Origin of the sequence: Streptomyces sp. AK010, from assembly GCF_014207295.1 — a bacterium.
In the GTDB taxonomy this organism is placed as follows: Bacteria; Actinomycetota; Actinomycetes; order Streptomycetales; family Streptomycetaceae; genus Streptomyces; species Streptomyces massasporeus.
Window position 1 is genome coordinate 147,573 of sequence record NZ_JACHCX010000006.1, and the last position, 16,737, is coordinate 164,309.

The following is a 16,737-nucleotide window of genomic DNA, read 5'->3' on the forward strand; positions in this document are numbered from 1 at the left end:
GTCAGTCCTCAACTGCCCATCGCGCAGGCGTGTCCGTTCACCTCGAAGTCGTACGGCGGGGAGTTCTTGCCCTGCCACGAGGCGAGGAAGCCGAAGGCCAGGTCGCCGCCGGCGGGGACCGACTTGTTGTAGTCGGCGGCGGTGGCGGTGACGCGGGAGCCGTCCTGGGAGACGGAGGCGTCCCACATCTGGCCGACCTTCTGGCCGTCCCGGAAGGACCAGGCGACGCGCCAGGAGTCGAGGGACTCGGCGCTGGTGACGGTCACGGTGGCCTGGAAGCCGTCGGGCCACTGGTTGACCAGGTCGTACTCGACCCGGCAGACGGGGTCGCCGCTCTCGTCCGGCTCGGCACGGTCGGTGGGCGAGGAGGTGCCCTGCGGTTCGGTGTGGCGGTTCCTGTCCTCCGGCTTGCCGGACTTCTTCGGCTGCTTCGTGCCCTGGGTGGTCCGTTCGGCCGGCTTGGAGGTGGCCGGCGGCAGGGACGGGGCGGACGGCAGGGGCGGGGCGGGGTCGGCCACCGGCTGGCGGTCGGCACCGCCGGGCGCGCCGAGGTCGTCGGCTCCGCCTCCGAAGGGCATCAGCGAGACGCCGAGGGCCAGGACGGACACCAGGACCGCGGCGACGAGGAGGCCGTTGCGTGCGACGCGCGCCTTCTGCTCGCCGTCCTCCGGTTCGCCGGCCGCCTTGTCCGCCGAGCCGGGGCTGCCCGCGCCGAGCCGCACCTCGGCCGCGCGGCGGCGGCGCTCCAGGTAGGCGAGGCCGCCCCAGCCGATCACCCCGCCGGCCAGCGCCCCGGGCAGGGAGCCACCGTGCAGGCGCAGGCATGCGGCGGCCTCGGCGCACTGCACGCAGGTGGCGAGGTGCCGGGAGAGGTCGCCGGGGGTCTCGGCGGCGGAGGAGCGGGTGACGGCGTCCAGCAGCCGGGCGTAGCTGCGGCACTGGGCGTCCATCGGTGTGTCGAGGTGGTTGCGGTGGCAGCGGTCCCGGAACAGGGTGCGCACCTGCTGGAGTTCCTCGGCGGCGCCGGCCGGGTCGAGGCCGAGACGGCGGGCGACCAGGGCCAGCGGCAGCGCCTCCACCTCGGTGAACCACAGCAGTTCCGCGTCCGCCTGCTGCAGATCGCGCAGGCCGCGCAGCGCGAGCGGGCGCTGCAGGGGCGGGCCGGTGTAGCGGGCGGCCTTGTCCGAGTTGAGCCAAAGGCGCAGGTCGGGGTCGAGTTTGTGGCCCTGCCCCTGCTCCTCCCAGGCCGCAGCCGTGGTGCGTACGGAGGTCAGCAGCAGGGGTATGCGGGGCAGCCGGGCCGGGCGGCGGGCGGTGCCGCGGACCGGGCCGGTGTCGGCGGCGCGGGCCTCGCGTATGCCGTGTGCGAACGCTTCACGGCCGAGCTGTGCGGCGGCCGTGGAACCGGAGGTGCACAGGTCCGCGTAGGCGAGGACGGCGTCCCAGCACTCGGAGAACAGCGCGGCCTCGGTGGCGTCCTGAGGGGTCGGCAGGTCGGGCATGAGTCTCCTGCATCCACAAGCGAGGTCAACTCACCACATCGGCATTGGAGTTGGGGGGAACCTCGCGGCAGGGGGAGAGCTTTTCACGCCTCCCACACAACTGACAAGCGCCCTGTTCAGATATCACGACAGGACGGCCGCACCCCATGACTCCACGCTCGGAGTGTCATACGGGTGCGGCCGCCACGCGACTCAATGCCGTGCGCGAAAAGGCACGACGTCATCGAAGTGTTATCAAACGGCGGTGGGTTCGTCGGCCGGGAGGCTGTCCATGAAGGAGCTGACCGAGAAGACCGCGTTGCCGGCGCCGGGCGGGCCGTAGCCGGGAGGCGAGGAGAGGCCGAAGTCCTCCATGGTCTGCCGGTAGGCCTGGAGCAGGCGGATGTGGTACTCCAGCGGCGCGCCCTGCGGGTTGGCCTTGCCGAGGGGCGTCGTGGGCTCCGGGCACCAGGTGGTGAAGCGGGGCGTGATGCCGTGCGACATGAAGAACCGCAGGCCCTCGGTGGTCGACGCGATCGCCTCGTCGACCGTCTTGAAGCCGAACGGCTCCGCCATCTCGACACCCGCGACGAAGTTGGGGATCACGTTGCGCGCCCCGAACACCTCGGCCGACTCCAGGATGCGCTTGTGCCACACGTCCCGGCCGACGTACCGCTCCTTGCCCGGGCAGAACATCTTGAAGAGGTACTCGTCCCACACCTCGTAGTTGGGGTGGTAGATCTGCACGCCGTAGTCCTTGAACCGCTGGACGTCGTCGCGTGGCAGCGCCTGGGCGACCACCTTGCCGATCCAGCGGCCGGGGAAGCGCTCCTCGATGGCCTTGGCGTAGTGGCCGTAGAAGTCGGCCTCGTCACGGCCGGAGACCGTCTTGGTGATGGCGCCGCCGGTGAGGGTGTACGCGGTGGAGGCCTTCGCCGTGTCGTAGCGGTCGATGATCTCCAGGGCCTCCAGCACCTCCTCGACGTCCTTCACGCCCGTGTAGGGCCGGCCGGCGGCCTTGTGCTGGCGCCAGTTGTGGTTGATGTCGCAGTACTGGCACTCCTCCTTGGCGCCGAAGTACTGGCAGACCCGGAAGACGGTCAGGTAGATCAGGTAGCCCCACTGGATGGTCGGAGCGACCTCCATGACCGACTTCCCGTTGGCGAGGGTGTGCCGGTAGTACTCGGGCATCGGCGGCACACCGACGTCGGAGATCCGCTTGCCGTCGAGGTACAGGCCGAGCACGCCGTCGTCGTTCGCGGCGACGCGGTACGGCGAGGTCGGGTTCACCCGGACCGAGACGACGGTGCGGCGCAGGTCGTAGGGGCCGCCGGTGAGGATGATCTCCTCGGGCGGCCGGCGTAGCGCGGCCTCGCCCAGCTCGGGCAGGGTGCCGTGGTCGAAGGAGAAGATGAAGTACGACTTCGGCTTGACCTCGCCGCCCTCGTTGTCGCTGAGCGCGGACGGGTCGAAGGCGACGCCGCCGCGGAGCAGGTCCTCCTTGAAGACGGCTTCCCGCGGCACGTGCGGGAACCGCTCCATCAGATCCTCGACCAGCGCGGTTCGGCTGCCCATCCCGTGTCTCCTCCCGGTTCGGACGTACGACTCCTCACGGTATGCCCATGGGTGTGCGGGGCGGGTACCGGGTCCCCCCGAGCCGGGAGAATGCCCCGTTCGTGGCGTATTGCCGGGGTGCGGTCAGGCTTCGCGGGCCAGCGCCGCCCAGTCGACCGCGTACGCCGGTTCCTCCCCGGCCAGCAGCCGCTCCGCCTCCTCCGCGACCGCCAGGCCGAGCCGTGCCAGCTCGTTGCCCTGGGAACCCGCGAGGTGCGGGGTGAGGAACGCGCCGGGAAGGTCGTAGAGCGGGGAGTCGGCGGGGAGCGGCTCCGGGTCGGTGACGTCGAGGATCGCGGTCAGGCGCCCGGCGCGCAGTTCCGCCACCAGGGCGTCGTGGTCGACGAGCGGGCCGCGCGCGGTGTTGATCAGGACGGCGCCGTCGGGCATCAGGGCCAGCTCGCGGCGGCCGATCATGTGGTGCGTCTCGGGCGTCTCGGGGGCGTGGACGGTGACGATGCCGGAGGTGCGCAGCAGTTCGTCCAGGGGCAGTAGGGGGACGCCGAGCGCCGCGGCCTGCCGTTCGTCGACGTACGGGTCGGTGAGGACGGGCCGCAGGTCGAAGGGGCGCAGCAGTTCGAGGACGCGGCGGCCGATGCGGGAGGCGCCGATGACGCCGACCCGGCGGCCGTGGTTGCCGATGCCGGGGATGACGCCCCAGCCGGTGGAGGCGCGGGCCGTGCGCATCCGGTCGCGGGCGCCGAGGACGTCCTTCCCGGCGAGCAGGATCATGGCGAGTGTGTACTCGGCGACCGGCAGTGCGTTGGCGACGGCCGCCGAGGAGACGACGATGCCGCGCTCCCGGACGCCGGGGGTGGCGAAGGACTTCACGGAGCCGGCCGAGTGCAGCACCGCCCGCAGCCGGGGAGCGGCGGCGAGGACCGTCTCGTCGAGCCGGGGGCAGCCCCAGCCGGTCACCAGGATCTCGGTGCGGGCCAGCGCGTCGAGGACGCGCGGGTCGGTGAAGTCCTCGGCCACGAGGTCCGGATCGATGTCCACGGACGTGCGCAGCCGTGCCAGCACCTCGGGCGGGAAGACCTGGGGCACGTTCTCGGCGGTCATGGCGAACAGTGCCTGGGGGCGCTGGTACAAGGAGGTGACCTTCCGGCTCGGCGGCACATGGGGAGGCTGAGGAGGTAGAAACCGCTCTCTACATTCTCTCCACGGTAGGCCCGGCCGGGCGGCAACGGCAACGGACATCGGGCCGGGGTAGGTTCCGGCCGGGGGCTTCCCGGTCCCCGCTGCCTCGGGGAAGGACGACGTGATGAACGGGACCGTGACCAACTGGGCGGGCAACATCACCTACACGGCCGAGGAACTGCGCCGGCCCGGGTCGCTCACCGCGCTGCGGGCGATCGTCGCGGACGGCGACCGGGTGCGGGTGCTGGGCAGCGGCCACTCGTTCAACGAGATCGCCGAACCGGGACCCGAGGGCGTCCTGCTGTCGCTGGCCGACCTGCCCCCGGAGGTGGACGTCGACACGGCGGCCCGCACGGTCCGGGTCGGCGGCGGCGTGCGCTACGCGGAACTGGCCCGCCGGGTGCACGGGCAGGGGCTCGCGCTGCACAACATGGCGTCCCTGCCGCACATCTCGGTGGCCGGGTCGGTGGCGACCGGTACCCACGGTTCGGGGGTGCTCAACGGGCCGCTGTCGGTGTCCGTGCGCGAGGTGGAACTGGTCACGGCCGACGGCTCGGTGCTGACCATAGGCCGGGGCGAGGAGCGGTTCGGCGGGGCCGTCACGTCTCTCGGCGCGCTGGGGGTCGTCACCGCGCTCACCCTGGACCTGGAGCCGGCCTACGAGGTCGAGCAGCACGTGTTCACCGAACTGCCGCTGGAGGGCCTGGACTCCGGGGTGTTCGAGACGGTGATGGCCACGGGGTACAGCGTCAGCCTGTTCACCGACTGGGGGGAGCCGGGTTTCCGGCAGGTGTGGCTCAAGCGGCGCACCGACCAGCCGCTGCCCGCCTTCCCCTGGGCCGCTCCCGCCACGGAGAAGATGCACCCGGTGCCCGGCATGCCCGCGGTCAACTGCACGGAGCAGTTCGGTGTGCCGGGGCCGTGGCACCAGCGGCTGCCGCACTTCCGGGCGGAGTTCGTCCCGAGCAGCGGGGCGGAGCTGCAGTCGGAGTACCTGCTGCCGCGCGGGCACGCGGTGGAGATGCTGCACGCGCTCGACGCGATCCGGGAGACCGTCGCGCCCGTCCTGCAGACCTGCGAGGTGCGCACGGTCGCCGGCGACTACCAGTGGCTCAGCCCCTCCCACGGCCGGGACACCGTCGCGGCGCACTTCACGTGGGTCGAGGACACGGAGGCGGTACTGCCGGTCGTCCGGCGGGTCGAGGAGGCGCTGCGGCCCTTCGGGGCGCGCCCGCACTGGGGGAAGGTGTTCACCGTGCCCGCGGCCGCCCTGGCCGGGCTGTACCCGCGACTCGGCGACTTCCGGTCACTGACACGGGAGCTGGACCCGCGGGGCAAGTTCGCCAACGCCTTCGTACGAGGGGTGCTGGCGGGGACGGACGCGTAGGCGTACTGGCGGGGACGGACGCGTTGGCGTACGCGAGAGGGGGCGGGGCTGCTGCCGCACTGGGGGCGGGGGCTGCCCGCACCAGGGGCAGTAGCCGCCTTTGCTGAGGGGAGGGACCGCCCGCACCGGGGCAGCAACTGCCCGCACGGGACCGGGGGCCGCCCCCGCCCAGGCCCGGTAATGATTGCGCCGGGCCAGGGACTGCCCGCGCGCCCCGTCGGTCAGGTTGTCCTGCGCGGGAGGCCCCGGGGCGCGGAGGTCGTGACGCGGGCGGCCTCGTCCTTGACGAGCAGGGACATCAGGGACGCCACGGTCAGGCCCGCCTCGGCCGGGTGACGCAGCACCTTTCCGGGGTCGATCCGGTACGTGTTGGTGCGCCCCTCCCGGGTGTGGGAGAGGTATCCGTCCTGCTCCAGGTCGGCGATGATCTTCTGCACGGCTCGCTCCGTGAGCCGGCAGTGGGCCGCGATGTCCCGGATCCGAGCATTGTGATTGTCGGCAATGGCTGCCAGCACGCGGGCATGGTTGGTGAGAAACGTCCATCCGGTGTGTGGCTCGGGCACTCCGTCCATGCCCCAACTCTAGCGACAGAACATTCACGCACCCAAAAACACGTACTTCGTTTCATGTATCGATTGACGGGTGCGGGGTAGAGGGGCAACGCTGGAAAGCGGGAGGCAAGGCGAACGGAGCAAGGGAGAACAGGGCCATGCCGGAGCCTGCGTACTCTGCGCGGCCTCACCCACAGGAGCACGCCGCACCCACGGCGGTCGACAGTGCGCCGGCGGCGATCCCGCCCTGCACGGCAACCATGGACGTCGCCCCGGACGGCGACCGCATGACCGTGACCATGTGGGGCGAACTGGACCTGGGCAGTCGGCGGTTGCTCCCCGAGCTGTATGACCTGCTCACCCTGTCCGGCACCGGCCTCGACCTGCGCCTGGACGCGGTCGGCTTCTGCGACTGCGCCGGCCTCAACGCGCTGCTGGACCTGCGCACCCGCGCGGTCGACGAGGGCAAGACGGTCACCATCCGGTCCTGCGGCATCGCGGTCGAGCGCCTGCTCGACCTGACGGGCGCGCGGGAGCTGTTCGCGGATTCCGGCCGGCCCGACAGCGCCCCTCCCCCTCCGGTGCCCGCCTCAACCCCGCCGGAGATGGACGGCCAGGACCTCCGCGCCGAAGTCACCCAGCTGCGCCGCGCCATGCAGACCCGGCCCACCATCGACCTGGCCCGCGGCATCCTGATGGCCTCCTTCAGCCTGAGCCCCGAGGCGGCCTGGAGCGTCCTGGTCAGGACCTCCCAGAACACCAACACCAAGCTGCACCACCTGGCCCAGGACCTGGTGGGCACCGTGCGCGGCACGACGCTGCCGGAGCAGGTGCAGCGACAGCTGGCCGCCACGGTCGCCGGGGCGAGCCGCCCGGTTGAGCCGGCGGCGTACCCCGCGGGCGCCCCCGTCGAGGACTGGGACCGGACCGACGGGGACTGACGCACCCGCACTGAGGCATCATGGTCAGGCCAAGCCCGGCCCGCACCGGTCCGCAGCAGACGGGCACTTTATAAAGCCCCTTTCCAAACCCCTTGTCGAAAGTCCCGGCAGACCATAGCCTTGCGCCGCGCCGGTGCCGACGTCGAACCGGCCCGGCCGGTCTGGGAAGGAATGGGGCACCCCGGTGAAGCGCACATCACGTGACATCCGCACCGCGAACCGCTACGAGGTGCTGCGCCAGATCATCGCGGAGTCACCCACGTCCCGGCAGGAGCTGGCGGCGGCCACCGGCCTCAGCCTCGCCACCGTCGCCACCCTCGTCGGCGAGCTGCTCGACCTCCGCATGATCACCGAGGTCGGCTTCGAGGACTCGGCGGGGGGCCGCCCCCGGGGCCTGGTCGCGGTCAACAGCCCGGGCGGCGCGCTGATCGGCGTCGACATCGCCGAGACGTACGTCCACGTCGAGCTGTTCGACCTCGGGCTGAACGTGCTGGCCCGCGCCGAGGAGGACGTCCGGCCCAGCGAGAGCCTGCCCGAGCAGGTGGTGGGCCATGTGGCCACCGCCGTCGGCTCGGTGGTCACCCAGGCCGGCATCGAGGGCGCCCGGGTGCTCGGGGTCGGCGTCAGCGTGCCGGGGCAGGTGGACCGCGCCACCGGCACCTCGGAGTACGCGCCCAACTGGGACTGGCACGACGTACCGCTTCTCGAACTGCTCACCGAGCACATCGCCTACCCCCTGTACCTGGACAACCCGCTGCGCGCCAGCGCGGTCGCCGAGCTGTGGTTCGGGGCCGCGCGCGGGCACGGGAACGCCGTGGTGGTCAACCTCGGCACCGGCGTGGGCGCCGGTCTCATCCTGGGCGGCGGACTGCACCGCGGGGTCACCAACAGCGCCGGCGAGTGGGGCCACACCACGATGGTGCTGGACGGACGACTGTGCCGGTGCGGCAACCACGGCTGTGTCGAGGCGTACGTCGGCGCGCGCGGCATCATGCTGAACCTGCGCGAACTCAGCCCCGACAGCCCGCTGTTGCACGGCGAGGACCAGACGGCGACCATCGACGCCCTGGCCCGCGGGATCGCGGCGGACGACCCCGTGGCGCGCCGGGTCGTCCACGAGACCGCCCGCTACCTGGGCGCCGGCGTCGCGGACCTGGTCAATCTGTTCAACCCCGAGATCGTCGTGCTGAGCAGCTGGGTCGCCCGCACCCTGGGCGAGCCGCTGCTGCACGAGGTGCGCGAGGCCGTGACCCGGCACGCGCTGCCCCGGCCGCTGGCCGCCACCGAAGTCGTCCTCTCCCCGATCCCCACCGACCCGGTGTGCCTGGGCGCGGCCACGTTCGCGCTCGAAGGCGCCCTGCAGACCGCCGGGCAGAAGAACGGCAGACGCGCCGCCCCCGTGAGGAGCCGTACCACCACACCTTCGTAGCGACGGAACCAACTCCTCCGCTCTCCCCCACGCGTTCGAAATCGCGAACCGGACACAACGCTTCGCACAGACTTCGTCCAACCCCTTGCCGAAGGCTTAGCCGAAGCTCTAGCGTCCCGCACCGCACCTCTCTTTGAGCCATCTGGCGCGAGCCCCCGGGCCGTGAGCCATCAGGCAGTGAGCCGCAGAGCCGCAGCCGCACTCGAGACAAGGACGTCAGCATGTCGGCATCGAGCAACATGAACTGGGACCGCCGAAACGTACTGCGGGCCGCGATGGGCCTGGCCGCCGCGGGAGGACTCGCCGCGTGCGGCAGCAACACCGGGCGGGGCGGTGGGTCCGGTTCGGGCACCAACCTGACGCAGATGTTCCACGCGTACGGCGAGGCGGGCACCGAGCAGGCCATCAAGCGGTACGCGAAGGCGTACAAGGACGCCAACGTGACCACGCAGTGGATCACCAGCGCCGACTTCGAGAGCAAGCTGTTCTCGGCGCTGCTCACCAAGAACGCGCCGGACGTCTTCGAGTTCCACCCGCAGATCCAGATGGTCAAGAGCGGCCAGGTGGCAGACCTGACCGACCTCATCGACCCGGTCAAGGACGACTTCAACCCGGCCGACATCAAGTCGCACACGGTCGACGGGAAGATATACGGCGTCCGCATGATCGACGACCCGCAGTTCTTCTTCTACCGCAAGTCGATGCTGGAGAAGGCCAAGGTCGAGGTGCCGACCACGTTCGACGAGCTGATGGAGGCCGCCGCCAAGCTCACCACAGGCAAGGTCAAGGGCCTGTACATGGGCAACGACCTGCACAGCGTGAACGACACGTTGATCTGGTCGTCCGGCGCCCAGCACCTCAACGAGAAGAACGAGATCGCCTACCACACGGACGGCGTCGTCGAGGGCCTGAAGAAGATGCGCCAGCTGTTCACCAGCGGCGACCTTCTCCTCGGCGCTCCGACCGAGTCCTGGGACCCCTCCTCGTTCAACCAGGGCCTGTGCGCCATCCAGTTCTGCGGCATGTGGGCGATGCCGGCGATCCAGGACGCGCTCGGCGACGACTGGGGCGTCTTCCCCTTCCCGAAGGTCACGGACTCCGGAAAGCCGTCCGTCTACAACGGCGGCTGGTCGATGTTCGTCAACGCCAAGGGCAAGAACGTCGACGCGGCCAAGGAGTACGTGAAGTGGCTGTGGATCGACCAGCAGGAGTACCAGGAGGACTGGGCCACCTCCTACGGCTTCCACATCCCGCCGCGCACCTCGATCGCCGAGAAGGCCGACAAGCTCAAGTCGGGCAACGCCGCTGAGGGCGTCAAGCTCTTCAACGAGTTCGGGCACTTCGACAACATCGGCTGGACCCAGGCCATGCGCACTGCTTTCGAGGACGTCTTCGCCAACTGCGTCCGCAAGAACATGGACCCGGAGAAGGCTCTCGACAGGTGCGACACGGCCGTCAACCGCGAGCTCAAGAAGCTGTTCGGATAGGTCGCGGGACGGAAACACGACATGTCGACGACCGCCAAGCTCGACGTCCCGAGCTCCGCCACGGCGAAGGCCTCCCCGGCCAAGCCGCGGCGGGGTCTGCGGGGCGGACCCACCGTCAACTTCTGGCTCTTCACCGGACCGTTCCTGATCGGACTGGCGATCTTCGTCTACGCGCCGATCCTCTGGAGCCTGTGGCTCAGCTTCTTCGAGGCCCGCTTCACCGTCACGCCCGACAAGTTCGTCGGCTTCGACAACTACACGTACATGCTGACGAACGACGACTTCGTCGGCTCGCTCGGCACCTTCACCGTCTTCGCCGCGTTCATCGTGCCCACCACCTGGGCGCTGTCGCTGGGCCTCGCCCTGTTGGTGAACCGGATGCGCTTCATGCGGGCGTTCTTCCGCTCGGTCTTCTTCCTGCCGACCGCGGTCAGCTATGTCGCCGCGTCGCTCATCTGGAAGATGTCCATCTTCAGCGGGGTCCGCTTTGGCCTGATGAACACGGTCCTCGGCTGGTTCGGGATCGAGAACATCGCCTGGCTGATCGACCCCAACCCGCCCTGGTACTGGCTGGTCATCGTGACGGCCCGGCTGTGGCTGCAGTCCGGCTTTTACATGATCCTTTTCATCGCCGCGCTGCAGAACATCCCGGACGAGCTGTACGAGGCCGCCGCCATCGACGGCGCCAAGTCGGGCTGGCAGACCTTCCGGTACATCACCCTGCCCCAGCTGCGCGCCACGTCCACGGCGGTGCTTTTGCTGCTGCTCGTCGCCGCCTACCAGGCCTTCGACGAGTTCTACAACCTGCTGTCGAAGACCACCTGGGGCCGCCCGCCCCTCGTCGAGCTGTACTACAAGGCCCTGGGCGAGAGCCAGGACTACGGCGCCGGCAGCGCCGGCGCGCTGATCCTGACGGTGCTGATCTGCGCCGTGACCCTGCTCCAGGGCAAGCTCATGGGCTTCGGAAGGGGGGACGAGTCCAAGTGACCACCACCATGCCCAAGGTGCGGAAGTCCGCGCCGACGTCGAACACGACCAGCCGGGTCAGGCGCGGCGGCGGCGTGATGAACTCCACCGGCCTCTACATCGCCACCGGGGTCGCCGCCTTCCTCTTCTTGATCCCGTTCTACATCCTCGTCCGCAACGCCCTCTCCACCGACGCCGAGATCACCGGAGAGAACTGGAAGTTCTTCCCCACGGACATCCAGTGGGGCAACATCAGCGAGCTCTTCGGCGACGAGACGGTCCCCTTCGCCCAGTCCCTGTGGAACTCGGCCGTCGTGGCCACCCTGCACACCGTGGGCGTCCTGCTGGTGTGCTCCCTCGCGGGTTACGGCTTGGCCCGCATCCCGTACAAGCACGCCAACAAGGTGTTCTACGCCGTTCTCGGCACCCTGATGGTTCCGACGGCGGTCACCTTCGTGCCGAGCTTCGTGCTCGTCTCCTCGCTCGGCTGGGTGGACACCTACCGGGGGCTCATCATTCCGGGCCTGTTCAGTGGTTTCACCTGCTTCCTCTTCCGGCAGTACTTCCTGGGGTTCCCCAAGGAGCTGGAGGAGGCGGCGCGCATGGACGGACTGGGGTACTGGGGTGCGTACTGGCGTGTCGTCGTACCCAACTCGCTGAACTTCTTCGCGGCGATGGCGACCATCACCTTCATCGCCGGCTGGAACGCCTTCCTGTGGCCGCTGGTCATCGGGCAGGATCCGAGTTCGTGGACGGTCCAGGTGGCTCTCTCCAGCTACATGACGAACCAGACCGTCGTTTTCCACATGATCTTCATGGCCACGGCCATTTCCATCCTGCCCCTGGTGTTCGTCTTCCTCTTCCTCCAGCGCTGGCTGGTGCAGGGGATCGCACAGACCGGCATCAAGGGCTGAGCTAGGAGACCGATGTCTTTCCGCACGACCCCATCCGTCGACTACGTCGAGGACGTCTCCCCGGGCAGCGGGTCCCTGCCGCCCCGCGCCTGGTACGCGTCCTCGGACGCGCGGTCCCTGTCGCTGAACGGCAGCTGGCACTTCCGGCTCTCGGCCACCGCCGGCGCCGAGGACGACTCGTTCGCCGAGGAGGGCTACGACGCCGGGAACTGGGCCGAGGTCACGGTCCCCGGGCACTGGGTCCTCCAGGGCGACGGGGCGTTCGGCTCCCCGATCTACACCAACCACCTCTACCCCTTCCCGGTGGACCCGCCCTACGTCCCGACGGAGAACCCCACCGGTGACCATCTGCGCGTCTTCGACCTGCCGTCCGACTGGCCGTCGGACGGCGGGGCGGTGCTGCGCTTCGACGGGGTCGAGTCCTGCGCCCGCGTCTGGCTGAACGGCACGGAGCTCGGCGAGTTCAAGGGCTCCCGCCTCGCGCACGAGTTCGCGGTCGGCGAGTTGCTGAAGCCGGGCTCCAACGTGCTCGCCGTGCGCGTGCACCAGTGGTCGGCGGGGTCGTACCTGGAGGACCAGGACCAGTGGTGGCTGCCGGGCATCTTCCGTGACGTGACGCTGCTGCACCGTCCGTCCGGCGGCGCCGGCGACTTCTTCGTGCACGCCTCCTACGACCACACCACCGGTGAGGGCACCCTGCGCGTCGACTCCGACGTCGACGGCCGGGTGAGCGTGCCGGCCCTGGACATCGATGTCGCGACCGGTGAGCCGGTGACGGTCGCGGTCCGGCCGTGGACCGCGGAGACGCCGAAGCTCTACGACGGTGTGCTGGTCACGGACGGGGAGCGGGTGCCGCTGCGGATCGGTTTCCGTACGGTCGTTCTCGAGGACGGGCTGATCAAGGTCAACGGAAAGGCCGTCCTCTTCAAGGGCGTCAACCGGCACGAGTGGCACCCCGAGCACGGCCGCGCGCTCGATCTGGAGACCATGCGCGAGGACGTGCTGCTGATGAAGCGGCACAACCTCAACGCCGTGCGCACCTCGCACTACCCGCCGCACCCGGCCTTCCTGGACCTGTGCGACGAGTACGGCCTGTGGGTCATCGACGAGTGCGACCTGGAGACCCACGGCTTCACCGAGCAGGACTGGCGGGACAACCCGGTCGACGACGACCGCTGGACCCCGGCCCTGCTGGACCGCGCGGCGCGCATGGTCGAGCGGGACAAGAACCACCCGTCGATCGTGTTCTGGTCACTGGGCAACGAGGCCGGCACCGGCCGCGGGCTCACCGCCATGGCCGAGTGGATCCACGGCCGCGACCCCGAGCGGCTGGTGCACTACGAGGGCGACTGGAACTGCCGCGACACGGACGTGTACTCGCGGATGTACGCCTTCCACGACGAGGTCGAGAAGATCGGGCAGCAGCTCGACGGCGGCACGCACAAGCGCCGCGAGCTGCCCTTCATCCAGTGCGAGTACGCGCACGCCATGGGCAACGGCCCGGGCGGACTCGCCGACTACCAGGAGCTCTTCGAGAAGTACGAGCGGCTCCAGGGCGCCTTCGTCTGGGAGTGGATCGACCACGGCGTCCGGCACGCCGAGCTGGGCTACGCCTACGGCGGTGACTTCGGCGAGGAACTGCACGACGGCAACTTCGTGTGCGACGGGCTGGTCTTCCCGGACCGGACGCCGTCGCCGGGCCTGATCGAGTACAAGAAGGTCATCGAGCCGGTCCGCATCGAGGGCGACGGCGCCAGTGGCACCGTGCACGTCACCAACAAGCAGGACTTCGCGGACCTGTCGGCCCTGGCGTTCGAGTGGTCCTGCCAGGTGGACGGGGAGACCGTCGAGTCGGGCTCGCTCGCGGTGCCGGCGCTCGCGCCGGGCGAGAGCGCCGAGGTGAAGCTGCCGGAGCCGCCCGTGGACGGCCGGGGCGGCGAGCGGCAGTGGACGGTGCGTGCGCTGCTCGCGGACGACACGTCCTGGGCCGCGAAGGGACATGTGGTGGCCTGGGGCCAGTTCGCGGTGGGGGCCCGGCCGCTGCCGTCCTTCCCCGCGACCGACCGGCCCGTGCCGGACGGGGGCCGGATCACGCTCGGCCCGGCCGGGTTCGACGCCCGCACCGGTGCGCTGCTCACGATCGGCGGGGTGGAGGTCGGCGCGACGCCGCGGCTGGACGTGTGGCGGGCGCCGACCGACAACGACGACGGCGCCGAGTGGCAGACCGACACCCGCTACGGGACGCTGTGGCGCACGCTCGGCCTGCACCGGATGCGGCACCGTCTGGTCTCGGTCGAGGCCGGCGACGACGCGCTGACCGTCCGGACCCGGGTGGCGCCCGCCGCCCGCGAGGTGGGTCTGGACACGGTGTACCGCTGGACGTCCGACGGCGAGCGGCTGCGGCTGACCGTGTCCGTGACCCCGGAGGGCGACTGGACGGTGCCGCTGCCCCGGCTCGGTGTCCGCTTCGGACTGCCGGAGGCCGACCGGGTGGAGTGGTTCGGCGGCGGTCCCGGCGAGGCGTACCCGGACACCGGCAAGGCGTCCATGGTCGGCCGCTGGCAGTCGACGGTGGACGGGCTGCAGACGCCGTACGTCCGTCCGCAGGAGAACGGTGCCCGGGCCGACGTCCGCTGGGTTGAGCTCGGCGGGCTCAGGATCGAGGGTGACCCGGAGTTCTGGTTCACGGCGCGGCGCTGGACGACCGAGCAGCTGGACGCGGCCCGGCACCGCACCGACCTCGCGGCCGGCGACACGGTGTGGGTCAACCTCGACCACGGGCAGCACGGCATCGGCTCGCAGTCCTGCGGCCCGGGTCCGCTGCCGCAGTACTTCCTGAAGGCGGAGCCGGCGGAGTTCTCATTCGTGTTCTCGACCACCAGGTAAGGAAGACGATTGACAGATTGACTGATTGATCGACATTTCGAGAGTGCCGGGATGTCATCCGCGGCCGGTCGGCCCTCGTGCCGACCGGCCGCGGCTGTGTTCACCGCATGGGAGTTGGTGGGCCAGTTGAGTGTCGCCGTCGAGGTCCGCGGGCTGTCCGTACCTTCCACACCACCGTCCGCCGCCCCGGCTTCACGGGCGCCGTCCGTTCCCTGGTCAACCCCGAGCGGGTGGCCAGGCACGCCGTCTCCGACATCACCTTCGACGTGGCCGAGGGTGAACTCCTCACCCTGCTCGGCCCGAACGGCACCGGCAAGTCCACCACCATCAAGACCCTCGACGTCTCCCACTGTTCGTGCTGTTCCCCTTGCGCACCAAGGGCGTTGCCCTCGAACCTGAGCACCGTTCACCTTTCTTCCCCCCGCCTCTCCGACCGGAGACACCCCCATGAAGAGACTGATCGGCACCGTCATGGCCGCCGCCCTGGCCGTCACGGGCCTGGCCACCACCAGCGCGACACCCGCCGTCGCCGCGGACTCCGGCTCCTTCAGCGTCCTCACCTACAACGTCGCAGGCCTCCCCGAGGGCCTGAGCTCCGGCAACCCCGCGAGGAACACGCCGCTGATCTCGCCGCGCCTCGGGGCGTACGACATCGTGAACGTGCAGGAGGACTTCAACTACCACGCCGCCCTGTACGCGGGCGACGACCACGCCCACCGCACCGCGACCAGCGGCGGCGTCCCGTTCGGAGACGGCCTCAACACGCTCTCGGACCATCCCTTCGAGGACTTCCAGCGCGTGAAGTGGAACAGGTGCACCGGTACCAACTGCCTCACCCCGAAGGGCTTTTCCCTGGCGCGGGTCCGGCTCGCCGAGGGTGCCTTCCTGGACCTCTACAACGTCCACAGCAACGCGGACGACACCGACGACGCGCTCGCCGCCCGCCGTGCCAACGTCGAGCAGCTCTCCGACTTCATCCAGGCGAACTCGTCCGGCAACGCCGTGATCGTCATGGGCGACACCAACACGCGGTACACGCGCTCCGGCGACAACATCCGCACGCTCGTGAACGAGAACGGCCTGACCGACGCATGGGTCCAGCGCGTGAAGGGCGGGACGCCCCCGGCCCAGGGCGGTGCCGCGCTCGTCTGCCCCACCACCGCACCGCCGGACGACTGCGAGGTCGTGGACAAGGTGCTCTACCGCGGCAGCAGACTGCTGAGCCTGAACGCGACCCGTTACAGCAACGCGTGGGCGTCCTTCCTGGACCCGGCCGGCGGCAACCTCTCCGACCACTTCCCGCACGCGGTCGACTTCTCGTACACGCTCGATCCGTCGCTGCGCGCGAGCGACTTCTTCGGCGGACCGCACGGCACGGCCTTCAACGACGCGGACGACCTGCCGTCCGTCCCGTCCCCGCGCACCCTCACCCTGCGCGGCGGCGCCCGCCTGGACGCCGTGTCCCTCACCCACGACGGCGGCACGACCCTCACCCACGGCGGCACGGGCGGCACCGCGGCCTCCCTGACCCTGGTTGCGGGTGAGCACCTGACCTCGGTCAAGCTGACCCAGGGTCAGAAGAACGGCCGTACCCGTCTGTTCTCGGCTTCGTTCACGACGGACCGCGACCGCACCCTTTCCGCCGGCACGGCCACGTCCGACGCGAGGACCTTCACGGCCCCCTCCGGCCGGCAGATCGTGGGCTTCACGGGCCGCGCGGGCGACGAGCTGGACAAGCTGGGGGTGGTGTACGCGCCGATCCGCTGAGCGGGGCGGACCGGCGGCAAAACGGCCGAGGGGGCCGGGGGCCGACGCGCGCAGGAGCTGGTGGCGGTGGGGTGCGACCCTTGAGGTACGGCGTCCGCACGCCCTCACCGGCGGCTACGATCGCTCCCAGCTCCCGTGGGCCCTCACCGACGACACGGCCCCTCTTCGAGAGGT

General features: G+C 70.4%; 12 protein-coding genes and 1 pseudogene. 9 read left to right on the top strand and 4 right to left on the bottom strand.

All coding sequences use genetic code 11. The features are described from left to right. Positions 1-8 precede the first annotated feature (8 nt). The 3 genes from HDC93_RS14040 to HDC93_RS14050 form a co-directional block, all read right to left on the bottom strand. Entirely contained in the window at positions 9-1,502 is a 1,494-nt protein-coding gene (locus HDC93_RS14040; protein WP_185010672.1) for a cellulose-binding domain-containing protein, read from the bottom strand. Positions 1,503-1,736: 234 nt separating this feature from the next. Further along, entirely contained in the window at positions 1,737-3,056 is a 1,320-nt protein-coding gene (locus tag HDC93_RS14045; RefSeq protein ID WP_097221629.1) for a radical SAM protein, read from the bottom strand. Positions 3,057-3,179: 123 nt separating this feature from the next. Next, positions 3,180-4,187 carry a hydroxyacid dehydrogenase gene (locus HDC93_RS14050; protein WP_185010674.1) on the bottom strand — a complete coding sequence of 336 codons (1,008 nt, stop codon included), beginning with the start codon at positions 4,185-4,187 and terminating at the stop codon, positions 3,180-3,182. A gap of 172 nt (positions 4,188-4,359) precedes the next feature. Between HDC93_RS14050 and HDC93_RS14055 the strand changes: the two genes are divergently transcribed. After that, entirely contained in the window at positions 4,360-5,622 is a 1,263-nt protein-coding gene (locus HDC93_RS14055; protein WP_221516678.1) for a D-arabinono-1,4-lactone oxidase, read from the top strand. Positions 5,623-5,843: 221 nt separating this feature from the next. On the opposite strand, the gene HDC93_RS14060 is transcribed toward HDC93_RS14055, so the two are convergent. Then, positions 5,844-6,194: a helix-turn-helix domain-containing protein gene (locus HDC93_RS14060; protein ID WP_185010678.1), complete on the bottom strand. Its 351-nt coding sequence runs from the start codon at positions 6,192-6,194 to the stop codon at positions 5,844-5,846. Positions 6,195-6,433: 239 nt separating this feature from the next. Between HDC93_RS14060 and HDC93_RS14065 the strand changes: the two genes are divergently transcribed. The 8 genes and pseudogenes from HDC93_RS14065 to HDC93_RS14100 all read left to right on the top strand — a co-directional run bounded on the left by HDC93_RS14065 (position 6,434) and on the right by HDC93_RS14100 (position 16,563). After that, positions 6,434-7,114, top strand: a complete 681-nt coding sequence (locus HDC93_RS14065) for an ANTAR domain-containing protein (RefSeq protein WP_260419555.1) — start codon at positions 6,434-6,436, stop codon at positions 7,112-7,114. 184 nt (positions 7,115-7,298) lie between these two features. Further along, complete coding sequence (locus tag HDC93_RS14070; RefSeq protein ID WP_185010682.1) at positions 7,299-8,543, top strand: ROK family transcriptional regulator; 1,245 nt, start codon at positions 7,299-7,301, stop codon at positions 8,541-8,543. Between the two features lie 221 nt (positions 8,544-8,764). Further along, complete coding sequence (locus HDC93_RS14075) at positions 8,765-10,030, top strand: ABC transporter substrate-binding protein (RefSeq protein ID WP_185010684.1); 1,266 nt, start codon at positions 8,765-8,767, stop codon at positions 10,028-10,030. 21 nt (positions 10,031-10,051) lie between these two features. Then, positions 10,052-11,017, top strand: a complete 966-nt coding sequence (locus tag HDC93_RS14080; RefSeq protein ID WP_185010686.1) for a carbohydrate ABC transporter permease — start codon at positions 10,052-10,054, stop codon at positions 11,015-11,017. Then, positions 11,014-11,910 carry a carbohydrate ABC transporter permease gene (locus HDC93_RS14085; protein ID WP_398985003.1) on the top strand — a complete coding sequence of 299 codons (897 nt, stop codon included), beginning with the start codon at positions 11,014-11,016 and terminating at the stop codon, positions 11,908-11,910. Before HDC93_RS14080 ends, HDC93_RS14085 begins: the two co-directional genes overlap by 4 nt. A 12-nt stretch (positions 11,911-11,922) precedes the next feature. Further along, the gene (locus HDC93_RS14090; protein ID WP_185010688.1) at positions 11,923-14,796 is read left to right on the top strand and encodes a glycoside hydrolase family 2 TIM barrel-domain containing protein; all 2,874 of its coding nucleotides are present in this window, start codon (positions 11,923-11,925) and stop codon (positions 14,794-14,796) included. A 126-nt stretch (positions 14,797-14,922) separates the two neighbouring features. Next, positions 14,923-15,134, top strand: a pseudogene (locus HDC93_RS14095) (ATP-binding cassette domain-containing protein); the annotation flags it as partial. 109 nt (positions 15,135-15,243) lie between these two features. Further along, positions 15,244-16,563: a jacalin-like lectin gene (locus HDC93_RS14100; protein WP_185010690.1), complete on the top strand. Its 1,320-nt coding sequence runs from the start codon at positions 15,244-15,246 to the stop codon at positions 16,561-16,563. Positions 16,564-16,737 lie beyond the last annotated feature (174 nt).